We start from the raw sequence: 19,367 nt of genomic DNA on the forward strand, positions 1-19,367 counted from the left end.
ATGCAACTGAATTCCACCGAAATCAGCGAACTGATCAAGCAGCGCATTGCTCAGTTCAGTGTTGTGAGCGAAGCTCATAACGAAGGTACTATTGTTTCTGTAAGTGACGGTGTTATCCGCATTCACGGCCTGGCCGATTGTATGCAGGGTGAGATGATTTCCCTGCCGGGTAACCGTTACGCTATCGCACTGAACCTGGAGCGCGACTCCGTAGGTGCAGTTGTGATGGGTCCATACGCTGACCTCGCCGAAGGCATGAAGGTTAAGTGTACGGGTCGTATTCTGGAAGTTCCGGTTGGCCGTGGCCTGCTGGGTCGTGTGGTGAACACTCTGGGTTCCCCGATTGACGGTAAAGGTCCGGTTGATAACGATGGCTTCTCGCCAATCGAAGTTATCGCACCAGGCGTAATCGAACGTCAGTCCGTCGACCAGCCAGTACAGACCGGTTATAAATCTGTTGATGCCATGATCCCAATCGGTCGTGGCCAGCGTGAGCTGATCATCGGTGACCGTCAGACAGGTAAAACTGCGATGGCAATCGATGCCATCATCAACCAGCGTGATTCCGGCATCAAATGTGTGTACGTGGCTATCGGCCAGAAAGCGTCCACCATTTCCAACGTGGTTCGTAAACTGGAAGAACACGGCGCACTGTCCAACACCATCGTTGTTGTGGCGACCGCGTCTGAATCTGCTGCACTGCAATACCTGGCACCATATGCCGGTTGCGCAATGGGCGAATACTTCCGTGACCGCGGTGAAGATGCACTGATCGTTTACGATGACCTGTCTAAACAGGCTGTTGCTTACCGTCAGGTTTCCCTGCTGCTGCGTCGTCCGCCAGGACGTGAAGCATTCCCGGGCGACGTATTTTACCTCCACTCCCGTCTGCTGGAACGCGCATCCCGCGTAAACGCGGAATACGTTGAGAAGTTCACCAATGGTGAAGTTAAAGGTAAAACCGGCTCCCTGACCGCTCTGCCGATTATCGAAACCCAGGCGGGTGACGTTTCTGCGTTCGTTCCGACCAACGTAATTTCCATTACCGATGGTCAGATCTTCCTGGAAACCAACCTGTTTAACTCCGGTATTCGTCCGGCAGTTAACCCGGGTATCTCCGTATCTCGTGTTGGTGGTGCAGCGCAGACCAAGATCATCAAGAAACTGTCCGGTGGTATTCGTACCGCTCTGGCACAGTATCGTGAACTGGCAGCGTTTTCTCAGTTCGCTTCCGACCTGGATGAAGCTACTCGTAAGCAGCTGAGCCACGGTCAGAAAGTAACTGAACTGCTGAAGCAGAAACAGTATGCGCCAATGTCTGTTGCACAGCAGGGTGTGGTGCTGTTTGCGGCTGAACGCGGTTACCTCGAAGATGTGGAACTGGCGAAAATCGGTAGCTTCGAAGCGGCTCTGCTGGCTTACGTTGACCGTGACCACGCTCCGCTGATGCAAGAGATCAACCAGTCCGGTGGCTATAACGATGAAATCGAAGGCAAGCTGAAAGCTATCCTCGATTCCTTCAAGGCAACCCAGTCCTGGTAACGTCTGGCGGTCTGCTTTAGGGCGGACCGCAAGGCATTGAGGAGAAGCTCATGGCCGGCGCAAAAGAGATACGTAGTAAGATCGCAAGCGTCCAGAACACGCAGAAGATCACTAAAGCGATGGAGATGGTCGCCGCTTCCAAAATGCGTAAATCGCAGGATCGCATGGCGGCCAGCCGTCCTTATGCAGAGACCATGCGCAAAGTGATTGGTCACCTTGCGAATGGTAATCTGGAATATAAGCACCCTTACCTGGAAGAACGCGACGTTAAACGCGTGGGCTACCTGGTGGTGTCGACCGACCGTGGTCTGTGCGGTGGCTTGAACATTAACCTGTTCAAAAAGCTGCTGGCGGATATGAAAACATGGTCCGATAAAGGCGTTCAGTGCGATATCGCAATGATCGGCTCTAAGGGCGTGTCTTTCTTTAACTCCGTTGGCGGAAACGTGATCGCTCAGGTAACCGGCATGGGGGATAACCCTTCCCTGTCCGAACTGATCGGTCCGGTTAAAGTGATGCTGCAGGCCTACGACGAAGGTCGTCTGGACAAACTGTACGTTGTCAGCAACAAATTTATTAACACCATGTCTCAGACGCCAACCATCACTCAATTGCTGCCTCTGCCGGCATCAGATGATGATGAATTGAAGCGTAAATCCTGGGATTACCTGTATGAGCCAGACCCGAAAGCGCTGCTGGATACCTTGCTGCGTCGTTATGTCGAGTCTCAGGTTTATCAGGGCGTGGTAGAAAACCTGGCCAGCGAGCAGGCCGCACGTATGGTGGCGATGAAAGCCGCGACCGACAATGGCGGCAGCCTGATTAAAGAGCTGCAGTTGGTATACAACAAAGCTCGTCAGGCCAGCATTACTCAGGAACTCACCGAAATCGTCGGTGGTGCATCCGCGGTATAACCAGGTTAATTCGTAGAGGATTCAAGATGGCTACTGGAAAAATTGTCCAGGTAATCGGCGCCGTGGTTGACGTCGAATTCCCTCAGGATGCCGTACCGCGCGTGTACGATGCTCTTGAGGTTATGAATGGTAAAGAGAGCCTGGTGCTGGAAGTTCAGCAGCAGCTCGGCGGCGGTATCGTACGTACCATCGCCATGGGTTCTTCCGACGGTCTGCGTCGTGGTCTGGAAGTTAAAGACCTCGAACACCCGATCGAAGTCCCGGTAGGTAAAGCAACCCTGGGTCGTATCATGAACGTCCTGGGTCACCCGATCGACATGAAAGGCGATATCGGTGAAGAAGAGCGTTGGGCTATCCACCGCGCAGCACCTTCCTACGAAGAGCTGTCCAGCTCTCAGGAACTGCTGGAAACCGGCATCAAAGTTATCGACCTGATGTGTCCGTTCGCTAAGGGCGGTAAAGTCGGTCTGTTCGGTGGTGCGGGTGTAGGTAAAACCGTAAACATGATGGAGCTGATCCGTAACATCGCGATCGAACACTCCGGTTACTCCGTGTTTGCGGGCGTAGGTGAACGTACTCGTGAGGGTAACGACTTCTACCACGAAATGACCGACTCCAACGTACTGGACAAAGTGTCCCTGGTATATGGCCAGATGAACGAGCCGCCGGGAAACCGTCTGCGCGTTGCACTGACCGGTCTGACCATGGCTGAGAAGTTCCGTGACGAAGGTCGTGACGTTCTGCTGTTCGTTGATAACATCTACCGTTACACCCTGGCCGGTACAGAAGTATCTGCACTGCTGGGTCGTATGCCATCAGCGGTAGGCTACCAGCCGACCCTGGCGGAAGAGATGGGTGTTCTTCAGGAACGTATCACCTCTACCAAAACCGGTTCTATCACCTCCGTTCAGGCGGTATACGTACCTGCGGATGACTTGACTGACCCATCCCCAGCAACCACCTTTGCTCACCTGGATGCAACCGTGGTACTGAGCCGTCAGATCGCTTCTCTGGGTATCTACCCGGCAGTTGACCCGCTGGACTCTACCAGCCGTCAGTTGGATCCGCTGGTTGTTGGTCAGGAACACTACGACACCGCGCGTGGCGTACAGTCCCTGCTGCAGCGTTATCAGGAACTGAAAGACATCATCGCCATCCTGGGTATGGATGAACTGTCTGAAGAAGATAAACTGGTGGTAGCACGTGCGCGTAAGATCCAGCGCTTCCTGTCCCAGCCGTTCTTCGTTGCGGAAGTATTCACCGGTTCTCCGGGTAAATACGTTTCCCTGAAAGACACCATCCGTGGCTTTAAAGGCATCATGGAAGGCGAATACGACCACCTGCCAGAGCAGGCGTTCTACATGGTTGGTTCTATCGACGAAGCCGTGGAAAAAGCCAAAAAACTTTAACGCCTTAATCGGAGGGTGATATGGCAATGACTTACCACCTGGACGTCGTCAGCGCAGAGCAACAAATGTTCTCTGGTCTGGTCGAGAAAATCCAGGTAACGGGTAGTGAAGGTGAACTGGGTATTTTCCCGGGTCACGCACCGCTGCTCACCGCCATTAAGCCTGGTATGATCCGCATCGTTAAACAGTTCGGTCATGAAGAGTTTATCTATCTGTCCGGCGGCATTCTTGAAGTGCAGCCTGGCAGCGTGACCGTACTGGCTGATACCGCGATTCGCGGACAGGATCTCGATGAAGCGAGAGCCCTGGAAGCGAAGCGTAAGGCTGAAGAGCATATCAAGAGCTCTCATGGTGACGTGGATTACGCTCAGGCATCTGCGGAACTGGCCAAAGCGATCGCGAAACTGCGCGTTATCGAGTTGACCAAAAAAGCGATGTAACACCGGCTTGAAAAGCACAAAGGCCAGTCTGGTTTCCAGGCTGGCTTTTTTTATGGCTTGGTTACAGGAAATATGTAAATAAAAATCAGTTTTATTATTTCGTGATTTAGATCATAAAAATATTGATTGGTTAAAAAATGAGGCGTAGACTCTTTTTTATGTGATGTATGTCACATAATGAACTCAGATAAAAAAAGAGATACCAACATGAAATTGATCAACAAAATCATCGCCCTGTTCAGCAATATGAGTTTTTAGTCTTTCCCCGCCTGCTCTGTGGCGCGAAGCTTAATGCGGTTTATCAGCTAGCGTCATCGTCATTAAATCCCCCCTCCTTCGCTGTATCATTTGTTCTCTATCATTCCTCCCCTCAATTTTCCCAACCCGTTTTTCTGCTTCTCACTGAATCACATAAATAAAATCGTACTATGCTGATGTAATGCTTTATTCATGCGGTAAAAAAATAGCAAAAACATTAACCTAAGGCTTTAATAAGAGCAGTCTCCTGGTTTTTGGGAGACAAAAGACGCAGATATAGACGAAAATAGTGAGTTATCAGATGGGGAATCCCCCCTGTTGAACGTTTTATCTTCGGTCCATTTCACGCTGAAAAAAATGTAGTATTTTCAATGTGAAACGGTATAAATTCGTTCTCAAATTACAGTCAGGACGTGTATGTTGAATAATGCTATGAGCGTTGTGATCCTTGCCGCAGGCAAAGGCACGCGTATGTATTCCGATCTTCCTAAAGTGCTGCACACCCTCGCAGGAAAGCCGATGGTTCAGCATGTCATTGATGCAGCTAATGAATTAGGTGCGACTCATGTACACCTTGTCTACGGACACGGTGGCGATCTGCTTAAGCAAACGCTGAAAGATGGCAATCTGAATTGGGTTCTGCAGGCTGAGCAGTTGGGTACCGGCCATGCAATGCAGCAGGCGGCGCCATTCTTTAGTGATGACGAAGACATTTTAATGCTCTATGGAGATGTGCCGCTGATCTCTACCGATACCTTACGTCGCCTGCGTGAAGCCAAACCGCAGGGTGGTATCGGTTTGTTAACGGTAAAACTGGACGACCCATCCGGCTATGGGCGTATTACCCGTGATAACGGCAAAGTTACTGGCATTGTTGAGCATAAAGATGCAACCGACGAGCAGCGTCAAATCCAGGAAATCAACACTGGCATTCTGATTGCCAACGGCGCTGACATGAAGCGTTGGCTGTCTAAACTGACCAACAACAACGTGCAGGGTGAATACTACATCACCGATATCATCGCGATGGCGTATCAGGAAGGACGTGAAATTGCGGCAGTACATCCGGCACGAATCAGTGAAACGGAAGGGGTAAATAACCGCCTTCAGTTATCCCGTCTGGAACGTGTGTATCAGTCCGAGCAGGCAGAAAAACTGCTGCTGGCGGGCGTGATGCTGCGCGATCCTGCACGTTTTGATCTTCGCGGTACGCTGATTCACGGGCGCGATGTTGAAATTGATACTAACGTTATCATTGAAGGTAACGTAACCGTTGGGGATCGCGTCAAGATTGGAGCTGGCTGCATCATCAAAAACAGCGTGATTGGTGAGGGTTGTGAGCTTAGCCCGTACAGTGTGGTGGAAGATGCCCATCTGGAAGCCGCTTGCACCATCGGTCCATTCGCGCGTCTGCGCCCGGGTGCTGAGCTGCAGGAAGGCGCACACGTGGGTAACTTCGTCGAAATGAAAAAAACGCGTCTGGGTAAAGGCTCTAAAGCTGGTCATTTGACCTATCTGGGCGATGCGGAAATTGGCGATAACGTGAATATCGGCGCGGGTACGATCACCTGCAACTACGATGGTGCCAATAAGTTTAAAACCATTATTGGTGATGATGTGTTTGTGGGTTCTGATACTCAGCTGGTGGCACCTGTCACCGTGGGTAAAGGTGCGACGATTGCCGCAGGAACCACCGTAACGCGTAATGTCGCCGATAACGAATTGGTATTAAGCCGTGTACCTCAGGTCCATAAACAGGGCTGGCAGCGTCCGGTGAAGAAGAAGTAATTTATTTTTGCCGGATGGCGGCTTTGCCTTATCCGGCCTACGTGCGGTGACGTTCTGTAGGCCTGATAAGCGTGAGCGCCATCAGGCAGACAAGAGATGAGGGGATAATATAATCCTCCGCTCAACAAGCAGTACCTATAAAAATAACCCCACTCTCTACAAGGCTCGGGGCGCCCGTAAATACGGGTTTTATCCAAAGATTTCGCGTTGTGGTAAGGCGGCAAGCGCGTGAGACCATGGGAGCTTACAATCAGTAAGTGACCATGGCGAAAGCGTGCAGCCAACGCAGCCACAGCGTGAAAGATGAAGGATAAATACAGGTTGACCGACAACGACAGGCTAATGCCTAAATTCGGAATCAAAAAATATGTGTGGAATTGTTGGCGCTATCGCGCAGCGTGATGTAGCTGAAATCCTTCTCGAAGGTTTACGTCGTCTGGAATATCGTGGTTATGACTCTGCTGGTCTGGCCGTTGTCGATGCTGAAGGCAACATGACCCGTCTGCGTCGTCTGGGTAAAGTGCAGATGCTGACTGCTGCTGCGGAAGAACATCCGCTGCATGGTGGTACTGGTATTGCTCACACCCGCTGGGCGACACACGGTGAACCTTCAGAAGCGAACGCGCATCCCCATGTTTCTGAACACATTGTTGTGGTGCATAACGGCATCATTGAAAACCATGAACCACTGCGTGAGCTGTTGAAAACGCGTGGCTACACCTTTGTTTCTGAAACCGACACCGAAGTGATTGCTCACCTGGTGCACTGGGAGCTGGAACAGGGTGGTACGCTGCGTGAAGCCGTGCTGCGTACTATTCCGCAGCTGCGCGGTGCCTACGGCACGGTGATCATGGATACCCGTAACCCGGAAACCCTGCTGGCGGCCCGTTCTGGCAGCCCGCTGGTGATTGGTCTGGGTATGGGTGAGAACTTTATCGCTTCCGATCAGCTGGCACTGCTGCCGGTAACCCGTCGCTTCATCTTCCTGGAAGAGGGCGACATCGCGGAAGTAACCCGTCGTTCGGTCTCTATTTTCGACAAGTCTGGCGCGGAAGTTAAACGTCAGGATATCGAATCTAATCTGCAATACGATGCGGGCGAAAAAGGTATTTATCGCCACTACATGCAGAAAGAGATCTACGAACAGCCGAACGCAATTAAAAACACGCTGACCGGCCGTATCAGCCACGGTGAAGTGGATTTAAGCGAGCTGGGTTCGCATGCCAACGAGCTGCTGTCTCAGGTTGAGCATATCCAGATTATCGCCTGCGGTACGTCGTACAACTCCGGTATGGTGTCCCGCTACTGGTTTGAATCGCTGGCTGGCATTCCTTGTGATGTCGAAATTGCTTCCGAATTCCGCTATCGCAAATCCGCCGTGCGTCGTAACAGCCTGATGATCACCCTTTCCCAGTCTGGTGAAACGGCAGATACCCTGGCGGGTCTGCGCTTATCCAAAGAGTTGGGCTATCTGGGTTCGCTGGCTATTTGTAACGTACCGGGCTCTTCTCTGGTGCGCGAATCCGACCTGGCGATGATGACCAATGCCGGTACCGAAATCGGCGTGGCCTCCACGAAAGCATTTACCACTCAGCTGACCGTTCTGCTGATGCTGGTGGCGAAACTGTCTCGTCTGAAAGGCCTGGATGTGGCTATTGAGCAGGAAATCGTTCACGGTTTGCAGGCGCTGCCGAGCCGTATTGAGCAGATGCTGTCTCAGGACAAACGCATTGCCGCTCTGGCTGAAGGTTTCTCTGATAAACACCATGCGCTGTTCCTGGGCCGTGGCGATCAGTACCCGATTGCGCTGGAAGGCGCGCTGAAGCTGAAAGAGATCTCGTATATTCACGCTGAAGCATATGCCGCAGGCGAACTGAAACACGGTCCGCTGGCGCTGATTGATGCCGATATGCCGGTTATCGTGGTTGCGCCGAACAACGAACTGCTGGAAAAACTGAAGTCCAACATTGAAGAAGTTCGCGCCCGTGGTGGTCAACTGTACGTCTTTGCTGACCAGGATGCTGGCTTTACCAGCAGCGAAAATATGCACATCATTGAAATGCCGCATGTGGAAGAGGTGATTGCACCGATCTTCTATACCGTTCCGCTGCAGCTGCTGGCGTATCATGTGGCGCTGATTAAAGGCACCGACGTGGATCAGCCGCGTAACCTGGCGAAGTCGGTTACCGTAGAGTAATCCGTACCTAACTGAACTGAAAATGCCCTGCTATGAGCGGGGCATTTTTTTAAACTTGTTCTGTTTTTAATCAATTATCCCGCCTGTTTTATGTGACAAACCGTCATCTTCAGCTACTGTTTGCAGTGTCATAAAAAGAAAATTTTAGCGAAATGTTATTGTCATGGTAATGGTTAACGTTTTGTTTTAAATGTATTTTTAGACAAATAACTTCCCGTGTTTTTCATTGTCATAAAACTGTCATATTTCGTACATTTAACTGTCACCTGTTTGTCCTATTTTGCTCACAGTAGCAACTCAAACAACGATTTACGAAAACCGTGCAGGAGACATTATGAAAGTTATGCGTACCACTGTCGCAACTGTTGTCGCCGCGACCTTATCCATGAGCGCGTTCTCTGCGTTTGCAGCAGCGAGCCTGACAGGTGCAGGTGCAACCTTCCCTGCGCCAGTGTATGCCAAATGGGCAGATACCTATCAGAAAGAGACCGGTAGCAAAGTAAACTACCAGGGTATCGGCTCCTCCGGTGGTGTAAAACAAATTACGGCCAATACCGTTGATTTCGGCGCTTCTGATGCCCCGCTGTCTGACGAGAAACTGGCACAAGAAGGCCTGTTCCAGTTCCCGACCGTTATCGGCGGTGTGGTGCTGGCGGTGAATATCCCTGGACTGAAATCCGGCGAGCTGGTGCTTGACGGTAAAACGCTGGGCGACATCTACCTCGGTAAAATTAAGAAGTGGGATGACGAAGCCATCACCAAACTGAACCCAGGTCTGAAGCTGCCTTCGCAAAATATCGCCGTTGTGCGCCGTGCTGATGGTTCTGGTACTTCCTTCGTCTTCACTAGCTACCTGGCGAAAGTGAACGAAGAGTGGAAATCTAAAATTGGTTCCGGCTCTACCGTTAACTGGCCGACCGGTCTGGGCGGTAAAGGTAACGACGGTATCGCCGCGTTCGTACAGCGTCTGCCGGGTTCTATCGGTTACGTTGAGTACGCTTACGCTAAGCAGAACAACCTGGCGTACACCAAGCTGGTCTCTGCTGATGGTAAACCGGTAAGTCCGACCGAAGAAAACTTTGCCAACGCCGCTAAAGGCGCTGACTGGAGCAAAACTTTCGCTCAGGATCTGACTAACCAGAAAGGTGACGATGCGTGGCCAATCACTTCCACCACCTTCATCCTGGTCCATAAAGAGCAGAAGAAGCCTGAGCAGGGCGTTGAAGTGCTGAAATTCTTCGACTGGGCATACAAAAATGGTGGCAAACAGGCTAATGACCTGGATTACGCCAGCCTGCCGGACAGCGTGGTTGAGCAGATTCGTGCTGCATGGAAGACCAACGTGAAAGACAGCAGCGGTAAAGCGCTGTACTAATAGAATATCTTTAACGAGTTGGCGGATGGCGCTACGCTTATCCGCCCTACAGTTCCGACTGTAGGCCCAATTTGTAGGCCGGATAAGCGTAGCGCCATCCGGCAGGGCAATTTCGTAAACGCGTTTAACTTAAAGAGTGATTTATGGCTGCAACCAAGCCTGCTTTTAACCCACCGGGTAAAAAGGGTGACATGATATTCAGCGCGCTGGTAAAACTGGCTGCGCTGATTGTGCTATTGATGTTGGGTGGCATTATTGTCTCTCTGGTTATCTCCTCCTGGCCAAGCATTCAGAAATTTGGTTTCTCCTTTTTGTGGACCAAAGACTGGGATGCGCCGAACGATATCTACGGCGCGCTGGTACCGATTTACGGTACGCTGGTCACCTCGTTTATTGCATTGCTGATTGCCGTTCCGGTGAGTTTCGGCATTGCGCTGTTCCTGACTGAACTTGCACCCGGTTGGCTGCGTCGTCCGCTGGGTATCGCTATTGAACTGCTGGCAGCAATTCCGAGTATCGTATACGGCATGTGGGGCCTGTTTATCTTTGCCCCGCTGTTTGCGACGTACTTCCAGGAGCCGGTCGGAAACATCCTTTCCAACATTCCGTTTGTTGGCGCGCTGTTTGCTGGCCCGGCGTTTGGTATCGGTATTCTGGCGGCTGGTGTGATCCTCGCTATCATGATCATTCCGTACATTGCTGCGGTTATGCGTGATGTGTTCGAACAAACGCCGGTGCTTATGAAAGAGTCAGCCTACGGCATCGGCTGTACCACCTGGGAAGTTATCTGGCGTATCGTCCTGCCGTTCACCAAAAATGGTGTGATCGGTGGTGTGATGCTGGGTCTGGGCCGCGCGCTGGGTGAAACCATGGCGGTGACCTTTATCATTGGTAACACCTACCAGCTCGATAGCGCCTCGCTGTACATGCCGGGCAACAGTATTACCTCTGCGCTGGCGAATGAATTTGCCGAAGCGGAATCGGGACTGCACGTTGCTGCGTTGATGGAACTGGGTCTGATTCTGTTTGTGATCACCTTCATCGTACTGGCGGCGTCTAAGTTCATGATCATGCGCCTTGCGAAGAACGAGGGGGCACGCTAATGGCTACGCTTGAAATGCAAAACACCACTGCGCTGGCGGAGTCCCGCCGTAAAATGCAGGCACGTCGCCGTCTGAAGAACCGCATCGCGCTGACGCTCTCTATGGCGACCATGGCGTTCGGTCTGTTCTGGCTCATTTGGATCCTGATGTCCACGATCACCCGTGGTATTGACGGTATGTCGCTGGCGCTGTTCACCGAAATGACGCCTCCGCCGAATACAGCGGGTGGTGGTCTGGCGAACGCCCTGGCCGGTAGCGGACTGTTAATTCTGTGGGCGACCGTGTTTGGTACACCGCTTGGCATTATGGCGGGTATCTACCTGGCAGAGTACGGACGTAAGTCCTGGCTGGCTGAGGTTATCCGCTTTATCAATGACATTCTGCTGTCTGCGCCATCAATCGTAGTCGGTCTGTTCGTTTACACCATTGTGGTCGCAAAAATGGAACACTTCTCTGGCTGGGCGGGCGTTATCGCGCTGGCGCTGCTGCAGGTGCCCATTGTTATTCGTACCACGGAGAACATGCTCAAGCTGGTGCCGGATAGCCTGCGTGAAGCTGCCTATGCACTGGGTACGCCGAAATGGAAGATGATTTCTGCAATCACCCTGAAGGCGTCTGTCTCGGGGATCATTACAGGCGTTCTGTTAGCGATTGCTCGTATCGCAGGTGAAACGGCTCCGCTGCTGTTTACGTCGCTCTCCAATCAGTTCTGGAGCACCGACATGATGCAGCCTATCGCCAACCTGCCGGTCACTATCTTTAAGTTTGCTATGAGCCCGTTTGCTGAGTGGCAGCAACTGGCCTGGGCCGGGGTACTGATTATTACCTTGTGCGTACTGCTGCTGAACATTCTGGCGCGCGTCATTTTCGCGAAGAAGAAACACGGTTAATTTTTACGGCGTGGCTGATGCGGCGCCGGATGAGGAAGAGATTGAAATGAGTATGGTTGATACTGCCCCAGGTAAGATTCAGGTTCGTGATTTGAACTTCTACTATGGCAAATTCCATGCCCTGAAGAACATCAACCTGGATATTGCTAAAAACCAGGTAACGGCGTTTATCGGGCCGTCAGGCTGTGGTAAATCAACGCTGCTGCGTACGTTCAACAAAATGTTTGAACTGTACCCGGAGCAGCGTGCGGAAGGTGAAATCCTGCTGGATGGCGACAATATTCTCACCAATACCCAGGATATCGCTCTGCTGCGTGCCAAAGTGGGCATGGTATTCCAGAAGCCGACGCCGTTCCCGATGTCCATCTACGACAACATTGCTTTTGGCGTACGTCTGTTTGAGAAACTCTCGCGTGCGGATATGGACGAGCGTGTGCAGTGGGCATTGACCAAGGCCGCATTGTGGAACGAAACCAAAGATAAATTACACCAGAGCGGGTACTCTCTCTCGGGTGGTCAGCAGCAGCGTCTGTGTATTGCGCGTGGTATCGCCATTCGCCCGGAAGTGCTTCTGCTTGATGAGCCATGTTCAGCGCTCGACCCTATTTCTACCGGGCGTATCGAAGAGCTGATCACTGAGCTGAAAGAGGATTACACCGTCGTTATCGTTACCCACAACATGCAGCAGGCTGCGCGTTGTTCCGATCACACGGCATTTATGTACCTGGGCGAGTTGATTGAGTTCAGCAACACGGACGATCTGTTCACCAAGCCCGCGAAGAAACAAACTGAAGATTACATCACCGGTCGTTACGGCTGATTCAGGAGCTTGTTGTGGATAACCTTAACCTTAATAAACATATTTCCGGCCAGTTCAATGCAGAGCTGGAAAGCATCCGTACCCAGGTGATGACCATGGGCGGCATGGTCGAGCAGCAGCTTTCTGATGCAATCACGGCGATGCACAACCAGGACAGCGAGCTGGCAAAACGCGTCATTGAAGGCGATAAGAACGTCAACATGATGGAAGTGGCGATCGACGAAGCCTGCGTGCGTATCATCGCCAAGCGTCAACCGACAGCGAGCGACCTGCGTCTGGTGATGGCGATTATCAAAACCATCGCTGAGCTGGAACGTATTGGCGACGTGGCGGACAAAATTTGCCGTACCGCGCTGGAGAAGTTCTCGCAACAGCACCAGCCGCTGCTGGTAAGCCTGGAATCACTGGGCCGCCACACCGTACAAATGCTGCATGACGTGCTGGATGCGTTTGCGCGTATGGATCTGGACGAAGCAGTGCGTATTTATCGCGAAGATAAGAAAGTTGACCAGGAATATGAAGGCATCGTGCGTCAGCTGATGACTTATATGATGGAAGACCCACGTACCATTCCAAGCGTGCTGACCGCGCTGTTCTGCGCACGTTCCATCGAACGTATCGGTGACCGCTGCCAGAATATCTGCGAATACATCTTCTACTTCGTGAAGGGACAAGACTTCCGTCACGTGGGCGGGGATGAGCTGGATAAGCTGCTGGCGGGCAAAGATCCGAAGGAATAAGCAGTTTGTTGCGTTCGCCGGGATCCCCCGGCGTCGCTATTGTAGGCCGGATAAGGTGTTACGCCGCATCCGGCATTCTGCGCCATTCGCCTGATGGCGCTTTGCTTATCGGGCCTACTGTTTATTCGACGATATTCCAACCCCGCGCTTTCCACAATTCCGGCAACTGTGCCAGATCGGTAAACGTCGTCACTTTTGGATGATCGATCGGTTTGTTATGCGGATCGGCGCAGAAGTAGAACACTTCCATCCCGGCGGCAATCCCCGCCTGCGCACCTGCGCTGGAATCATCAACCAGAATGCAGTTCTCAACGTTAACGTCCATCGCTTTCGCCGCATGGAACATCAGGGCCGGATCGGGCTTCCAACGCTGAATATCGTAGCCGCTGAACAGTAAATCAGGGAAATGGTGCAACATGCCCAGCTTACCCAGCGAATGCTGCATTTTGCTGACTGGACCGTTAGAGACCACACACATTGGTACGGCCATGCTGTCCAGTAGCGCATTGGCACCGGCAATTACCTCCAGTTCCGTATCGAACAGACGTGCGACCTCAGCGCGGTAAACCGGTTCTAAATCGGCTTTTGCCAGTTCGACACCGTGCTCTTCGTTGATAATGTCGATGATCTCGTACAGCTTTACCCCCTTGAAGCGTTTGAAAATTTCTTCAAGATCGAGCGTAATGCCAAACGCCTGGAACATGCTGACATACGCGCGAGAACAAATCACTTCACTGTCGACAAGGGTACCGTCACAGTCAAAAAATACGGCTTCTATCTGGGACATGTCATTTCCGTTTTAACAAGTTTAACGTTTTCGTAATGCATTATTGGGCGACGCAATCGTTGCCGTATAAGCAAAATCAATGAAAAAAGTTGCTCATAACCCAACCCTATTGTCGCATTTTGGTATAGGATAGCGACGAATTTTCCCTCCTTGTTCGGAAATTGATAATGAGTCAACAACACACAACCCAGGCTTCTGGCCAGGGGATGCTGGAACGCGTGTTCAAACTGCGCGAACATGGCACGACGGCACGGACCGAAGTGATCGCCGGTTTAACGACCTTCCTGACGATGGTGTATATCGTTTTTGTTAACCCGCAAATTCTTGGCGTGGCTGGCATGGATACCAGCGCTGTCTTTGTTACCACCTGCCTTATTGCTGCATTTGGTAGCATCCTGATGGGCCTGTTTGCCAACCTGCCGGTCGCACTTGCGCCTGCTATGGGCCTGAACGCATTCTTCGCTTTCGTGGTCGTTGGCGCGATGGGACTGTCATGGCAGATTGGTATGGGCGCTATCTTCTGGGGCGCTGTTGGTCTGCTGCTGCTGACGATTTTCCGCGTTCGTTACTGGATGATTGCCAATATCCCGGTTAGCCTGCGTGTGGGGATCACCAGCGGTATTGGTCTGTTCATCGGCATGATGGGGCTGAAAAACGCCGGTGTTATCGTCGCCAACAAAGACACGCTGGTGTCCATCGGCAACCTGACCTCCCACAGCGTACTGCTCGGCATTCTGGGCTTCTTTATCATCGCTATTCTGGCGTCACGTAATATTCATGCGGCGGTGCTGATCTCTATCATCGTGACCACGCTGCTGGGCTGGATGCTGGGCGATGTTCATTACAACGGTATCGTTTCTGCGCCACCGAGCGTGATGTCCGTTATCGGACATGTCGACCTGGCCGGTTCGTTTAACATTGGCCTGGCGGGTGTGATTTTCTCGTTCATGCTGGTTAACCTGTTCGACTCCTCCGGTACGCTGATTGGCGTTACGGATAAAGCCGGTCTGGCGGATGCGAAGGGCAAGTTCCCGCGCATGAAGCAAGCGCTGTATGTGGATAGCGTGTCGTCGGTTACCGGGGCGTTTATCGGGACTTCTTCCGTTACTGCGTATATCGAATCTTCTTCCGGGGTTTCGGTCGGTGGACGTACCGGTCTGACCGCCGTGGTCGTTGGCCTGCTGTTCCTGCTGGTTATCTTCCTGTCGCCGCTGGCGGGGATGGTACCGGGCTATGCAGCAGCAGGTGCGCTGATTTACGTTGGCGTCCTGATGACATCAAGCCTGTCGCGCGTGAAGTGGGATGACCTTACAGAAGCGGTTCCGGCGTTTATTACTGCCGTGATGATGCCATTTAGCTTCTCAATTACCGAAGGTATTGCGCTGGGCTTTATTTCTTACTGCGTGATGAAGATTGGTACCGGACGTTTGCGCGATCTCAGCCCGTGCGTCATCATTGTCGCGCTGCTGTTTGTGCTGAAGATTGTGTTTATCGACGCGCACTGATGTAAAGCATGCTTCAGTCTTTTGATTTAAGGCTGAAGCATATCTCTTCTGATTTTTTACTCTTCCCCACTAGCAAGTCTGAAATTATCTTGCCTTCAAAAAATCCTAAGTGATTTATTCACGATTCTTAAATCTGATTAGTTTATCGTACGCTGTAATTTGAACTGGTGAATTATCTGTTAATAAATTGAAATGTTTTCATTTTGATTTTTTTTGAAATATCAAAAATAGCCTTAATAAATGCAGGGGCTATTTCAACTTTTGCACAGGCTTTTTTCGTTACTGTTTCTTATCTCTATTAAAAGGAGTTAAGAAATGAAGAAGACGGTCATTGCGACGTTCTGCGTATCTCTGTTGTGTCCACTATTCGCTAACGCGGCCACCAGCGTAACACTGGATGGTCATTCATTGACGCTGGATGATGCATGGGCTATTGCCCAAGGGGAAAAACAGGTCGACATTGCTTCAACAGCGATGGAACGCGTCGATAAAGCAAACAAACTCTTGATGATTGCTGCAGGAAAAGGCGTTCCGGTTTACGGGCTGACGGTGGGGGTAGGTCTCAATAAAGATAAATCATTGTTCGATGCGCATGGAAAACTGACTCCAGAAGTTCTTCAGGCTTCTCATGAGTTTAATATCAATGCGTTGCATGCTCATGCGGCGGGTGTTGGGCCTGATATGCCGGATGAACTTGTGCGTCTGGCAATGGTTATTCGCCTTAATACGATGCTAACGGGAAATACTGGTGCTCAACCGCAGGTTGCCAAAATGTATCAGCAGTTTCTCAATAAGCATATTACCCCTGTTGTCCCCTCACGCGGTTCCGTTGGTGAAGCGGATATCACTCTTGCGTCTCATATTGGCGATGTGATGATTGGTGAATGGCGCGTTCGCGTGAAAGGTGTCGAGATGGATTCGGCAAAAGCGCTGAAACAGGCGGGTATTAAGAAGCTGGAACCCTTGGGAAAAGATGCGCTTTCAATTCTTTCTTCTAATGCAATATCAACAGCCTACTCTGCTTGGGCCTTACTGGAATCCAGACAGATTATTAACGTTACGCCAGCGATCTTTGGGTTATCTTTGGAAGCCCTGAATGGCAACGTTGCTCCATTCTTGTACCAAAGTTTAAATGTGCGGCCTTTCCCCGGAATTCAGGATACTGGCGGAACTATTCGTAATGCGTTAAACGGCTCTTATCTCTGGCAGCATCAGGATGGACGTCCTTTACAGGACCCGCTCTCTTTCCGTACGACGGTATTTGTTCTTAATGAAGCGCGTCGTGAATGGAATGAAGCGTATCAAATGCTGGAAATCCAGATGAATAGCTCGGATGACAACCCGGCGGTGATTGTAAATGCCGATCGTTCGTTGGCTGAAAATAGCCAGGTTGAGCAGTACTTCGTTAGTGCTAAAGAAACCAACGGCGAAACCATCAGCGGCGCGATTTTCCCGACATCTAATTTTGAACCGCTGCCACTGGCGCTGGCGATTCAGAATCTGTCTTTAGCGATGGGACATCTGGCGCATAACAGCGTTCAGCGTACTTTGCATTTATCTGACGATCATTTCACCGGACTGAGTAGATTCCTCGCCTCTGACACCAATCAACAAGGGCATGCTTTCGGTGCTATCCAGAAGCCACAGGTTGCGCTACTGGCGGATATTCGCGATCTGGTTAATCCCGTATCCCTTGATGGACAACCGATGGCGGGCACGATTGAAGATACATATACCAACAATCTCCGGGCGTCCAAACGGTTGAGTCAGATCGCTGATGATATGCGCAGCATTTATGGTCTGGAACTGTTGCATGCCAGTCAGGCTGTTGATCTACGCAAGCAAAAAAATCCTGACCTGAAACTGGGAGAACTGACCGGCAAACTCTTCGCCGCTTATCGCGAAAAAGTACCGTTTGTTTCGCAGGATCGGATTTTCAGCGACAACATTGCGGATTCATCTGCGTTAGTCGCATCGTTTCCCGCTGGATCTTTGGTGAGCGCGCAAACAGGGAGCAAATGACGACAATGAAAAAAACCGTTAATGCGTCGCGGCGAGCCTTTTTAACGAAAAGCACTCTTCTGGCGACAGGCGGCGCGCTTACGGCGCTGACGGGAAAAGCGCGGGCGCAGGATAGCTGCGCCCCAGCTTCGGCGGTTCGTTACCATAAGGTCTACGATGTGATTGTCGTTGGAAGTGGTTTCGCCGGGTTAGCCGCTGCGCTTGAAGCCGCACAGGCCGGGCGCAGTGTACTGGTGATTGATAAAATGCCTGTTTTTGGCGGTAACTCAGCGATTAACGGTGGCGCTGTTGCTGTTGCGGGTTCTCCCCTACAGGAAAAAGAGGGAATCGTCGATTCTCCTGAGCTGATGTTTAAGGACATGCTGAAAGCCGGACGCGGGCTTAATGATAAAGATCAGTTGAAAATTCTGGTCAGTAATACCATGGCGGCCTATGAGTTTACTCTCCGACATGGTGTGAAATATAAACCGTTTGTGCAGCATTTTGGCGGCCACTCAGTACCCCGAACGCTGCAAACGGTCGAGAGCTCAGGGGCGGGGATCACCCGACCACTGAAAGAATCTGCTGCAAAAATGGGCGTCGTTTTTCGTTCTCGCTGCAAACTGGAATCTTTCCTACAAAATGCCCAAGGGCGTGTAACTGGCCTGACAGTTCGCGATGGTTATCGTTTCCCTGACGAAATGAGCGGTCAGATCAGACATTACGGCGCCCGCTACGGCGTGGTGATGTGCTCAGGCGGTTTTTCCAATGATTTGCGTTTTCGTAAAATGCAAAATCCTATGCTGGATGAACGTGTTGATTCCACTAATCATCCAGGCGCCACGTCGGAATGTCTGGTGCAAATGCTGCGTATTGGCGCAACGCCGGTACAGCTTGATCTTATCCAGTTAGGTCCATGGTCTTCGCCGGACGAACGAGGATTTGGCTACGTCTCGCAGTTCAATACTATCTCAGGTTTTCCTAACGGAATCATGGTTAACCCGCGCTCTGGTCATCGTTTCACAAACGAACTTGCCGATCGTAAAGAGCGTGAAGAGGGGATTTTGGCGCAAGTCGATGAAAAGGGGAATCCGCTCTATCCCATCTGTTTCACCACGCTTGAAGGCGCAAAACTGGCACAAAGCCTGGGGCATGCTCTGCACTATGGCGTGGCCTGGCAGTTTGACTCACTGGAGCAGTTGGCTACGCATTTCGGTATACCTTACGACGTACTGGCAGAAGAAGTGGATGCCTACAATGCCGCCGTAGCGCGTAAAGGGGGCGATCGCATGAAGAAAGATGTGAGTCGTGCGGTTTTGCTGGATAAAGGGCCATTTGTCGCCGTACGTGTATGGCCCAAAGTGCACTACGTAATGGGCGGTGTGCAGATAAGTATGCGAACAGAGGTACTTAATGCTGCAGATAGTAAACCGATCCCGGGTCTGTATGCAGCCGGAGAGGCTACCGCGGGTTCACATGGTGGAAGCCGCCTTGGTAGTTGTGCTGTGGCTGATTGTCTGGTGTTTGGCCGAATTGCGGGTGCCAGCGTTGCCGCCGCGAGCGCAGCAGATGATGTCTTTGATGTTGAGGGAATTTAA

General features: G+C 51.4%; 15 protein-coding genes. 14 read left to right on the plus strand and 1 reads right to left on the minus strand.

Annotated elements, in window-relative coordinates:
• From atpA to phoU, 11 genes are all read left to right on the plus strand, one after another.
• Complete coding sequence (atpA, locus tag FHD02_RS19350; protein WP_003827026.1) at positions 1-1,542, plus strand: F0F1 ATP synthase subunit alpha; 1,542 nt, start codon at positions 1-3, stop codon at positions 1,540-1,542.
• A 50-nt stretch (positions 1,543-1,592) separates the two neighbouring features.
• On the plus strand, positions 1,593-2,456 hold the full coding sequence (gene atpG / locus FHD02_RS19355; protein WP_006687765.1) for a F0F1 ATP synthase subunit gamma: 864 nt from the start codon (positions 1,593-1,595) through the stop codon (positions 2,454-2,456).
• A gap of 26 nt (positions 2,457-2,482) precedes the next feature.
• On the plus strand, positions 2,483-3,865 hold the full coding sequence (atpD, locus tag FHD02_RS19360; RefSeq protein ID WP_003023806.1) for a F0F1 ATP synthase subunit beta: 1,383 nt from the start codon (positions 2,483-2,485) through the stop codon (positions 3,863-3,865).
• Positions 3,866-3,885: 20 nt separating this feature from the next.
• Positions 3,886-4,305 (plus strand): F0F1 ATP synthase subunit epsilon, encoded by a 420-nt coding sequence (locus FHD02_RS19365; protein ID WP_003023809.1) that lies wholly within the window; start codon positions 3,886-3,888, stop codon positions 4,303-4,305.
• 675 nt (positions 4,306-4,980) lie between these two features.
• Complete coding sequence (gene glmU, locus FHD02_RS19370) at positions 4,981-6,351, plus strand: bifunctional UDP-N-acetylglucosamine diphosphorylase/glucosamine-1-phosphate N-acetyltransferase GlmU (protein ID WP_220394204.1); 1,371 nt, start codon at positions 4,981-4,983, stop codon at positions 6,349-6,351.
• A 367-nt stretch (positions 6,352-6,718) separates the two neighbouring features.
• Entirely contained in the window at positions 6,719-8,548 is a 1,830-nt protein-coding gene (gene glmS, locus FHD02_RS19375; protein WP_003827031.1) for a glutamine--fructose-6-phosphate transaminase (isomerizing), read from the plus strand.
• 334 nt (positions 8,549-8,882) lie between these two features.
• Entirely contained in the window at positions 8,883-9,923 is a 1,041-nt protein-coding gene (gene pstS / locus FHD02_RS19380; protein WP_003827033.1) for a phosphate ABC transporter substrate-binding protein PstS, read from the plus strand.
• Between the two features lie 143 nt (positions 9,924-10,066).
• Positions 10,067-11,026: a phosphate ABC transporter permease PstC gene (pstC, locus tag FHD02_RS19385; protein ID WP_008786549.1), complete on the plus strand. Its 960-nt coding sequence runs from the start codon at positions 10,067-10,069 to the stop codon at positions 11,024-11,026.
• The gene (pstA, locus tag FHD02_RS19390; RefSeq protein ID WP_003827037.1) at positions 11,026-11,916 is read left to right on the plus strand and encodes a phosphate ABC transporter permease PstA; all 891 of its coding nucleotides are present in this window, start codon (positions 11,026-11,028) and stop codon (positions 11,914-11,916) included. Before pstC ends, pstA begins: the two co-directional genes overlap by 1 nt.
• Positions 11,917-11,962: 46 nt before the next feature.
• Positions 11,963-12,736, plus strand: coding sequence for a phosphate ABC transporter ATP-binding protein PstB (gene pstB / locus FHD02_RS19395; RefSeq protein WP_003023821.1), 774 nt, complete (start codon positions 11,963-11,965; stop codon positions 12,734-12,736).
• 14 nt (positions 12,737-12,750) lie between these two features.
• Positions 12,751-13,476 carry a phosphate signaling complex protein PhoU gene (gene phoU, locus FHD02_RS19400; RefSeq protein WP_003023824.1) on the plus strand — a complete coding sequence of 242 codons (726 nt, stop codon included), beginning with the start codon at positions 12,751-12,753 and terminating at the stop codon, positions 13,474-13,476.
• Positions 13,477-13,597: 121 nt separating this feature from the next.
• On the opposite strand, the gene yieH is transcribed toward phoU, so the two are convergent.
• Complete coding sequence (gene yieH / locus FHD02_RS19405; RefSeq protein ID WP_003827040.1) at positions 13,598-14,263, minus strand: 6-phosphogluconate phosphatase; 666 nt, start codon at positions 14,261-14,263, stop codon at positions 13,598-13,600.
• Between the two features lie 167 nt (positions 14,264-14,430).
• Between yieH and adeP the strand changes: the two genes are divergently transcribed.
• The 3 genes from adeP to FHD02_RS19420 all read left to right on the plus strand — a co-directional run bounded on the left by adeP (position 14,431) and on the right by FHD02_RS19420 (position 19,367).
• A complete protein-coding gene (gene adeP, locus FHD02_RS19410; RefSeq protein WP_220394205.1) occupies positions 14,431-15,768 on the plus strand; it encodes an adenine permease AdeP in 1,338 nt (445 codons plus the stop codon).
• A 315-nt stretch (positions 15,769-16,083) separates the two neighbouring features.
• The gene (gene hutH / locus FHD02_RS19415) at positions 16,084-17,790 is read left to right on the plus strand and encodes a histidine ammonia-lyase (protein ID WP_220394206.1); all 1,707 of its coding nucleotides are present in this window, start codon (positions 16,084-16,086) and stop codon (positions 17,788-17,790) included.
• Positions 17,787-19,367 (plus strand): flavocytochrome c, encoded by a 1,581-nt coding sequence (locus FHD02_RS19420; RefSeq protein ID WP_249935549.1) that lies wholly within the window; start codon positions 17,787-17,789, stop codon positions 19,365-19,367. The genes hutH and FHD02_RS19420 overlap by 4 nt, the downstream gene beginning before the upstream one ends.

The sequence above is a fragment of the Citrobacter sp. EC_71 genome, assembly GCF_019584005.1.
In the GTDB taxonomy this organism is placed as follows: Bacteria; Pseudomonadota; Gammaproteobacteria; order Enterobacterales; family Enterobacteriaceae; genus Citrobacter; species Citrobacter werkmanii.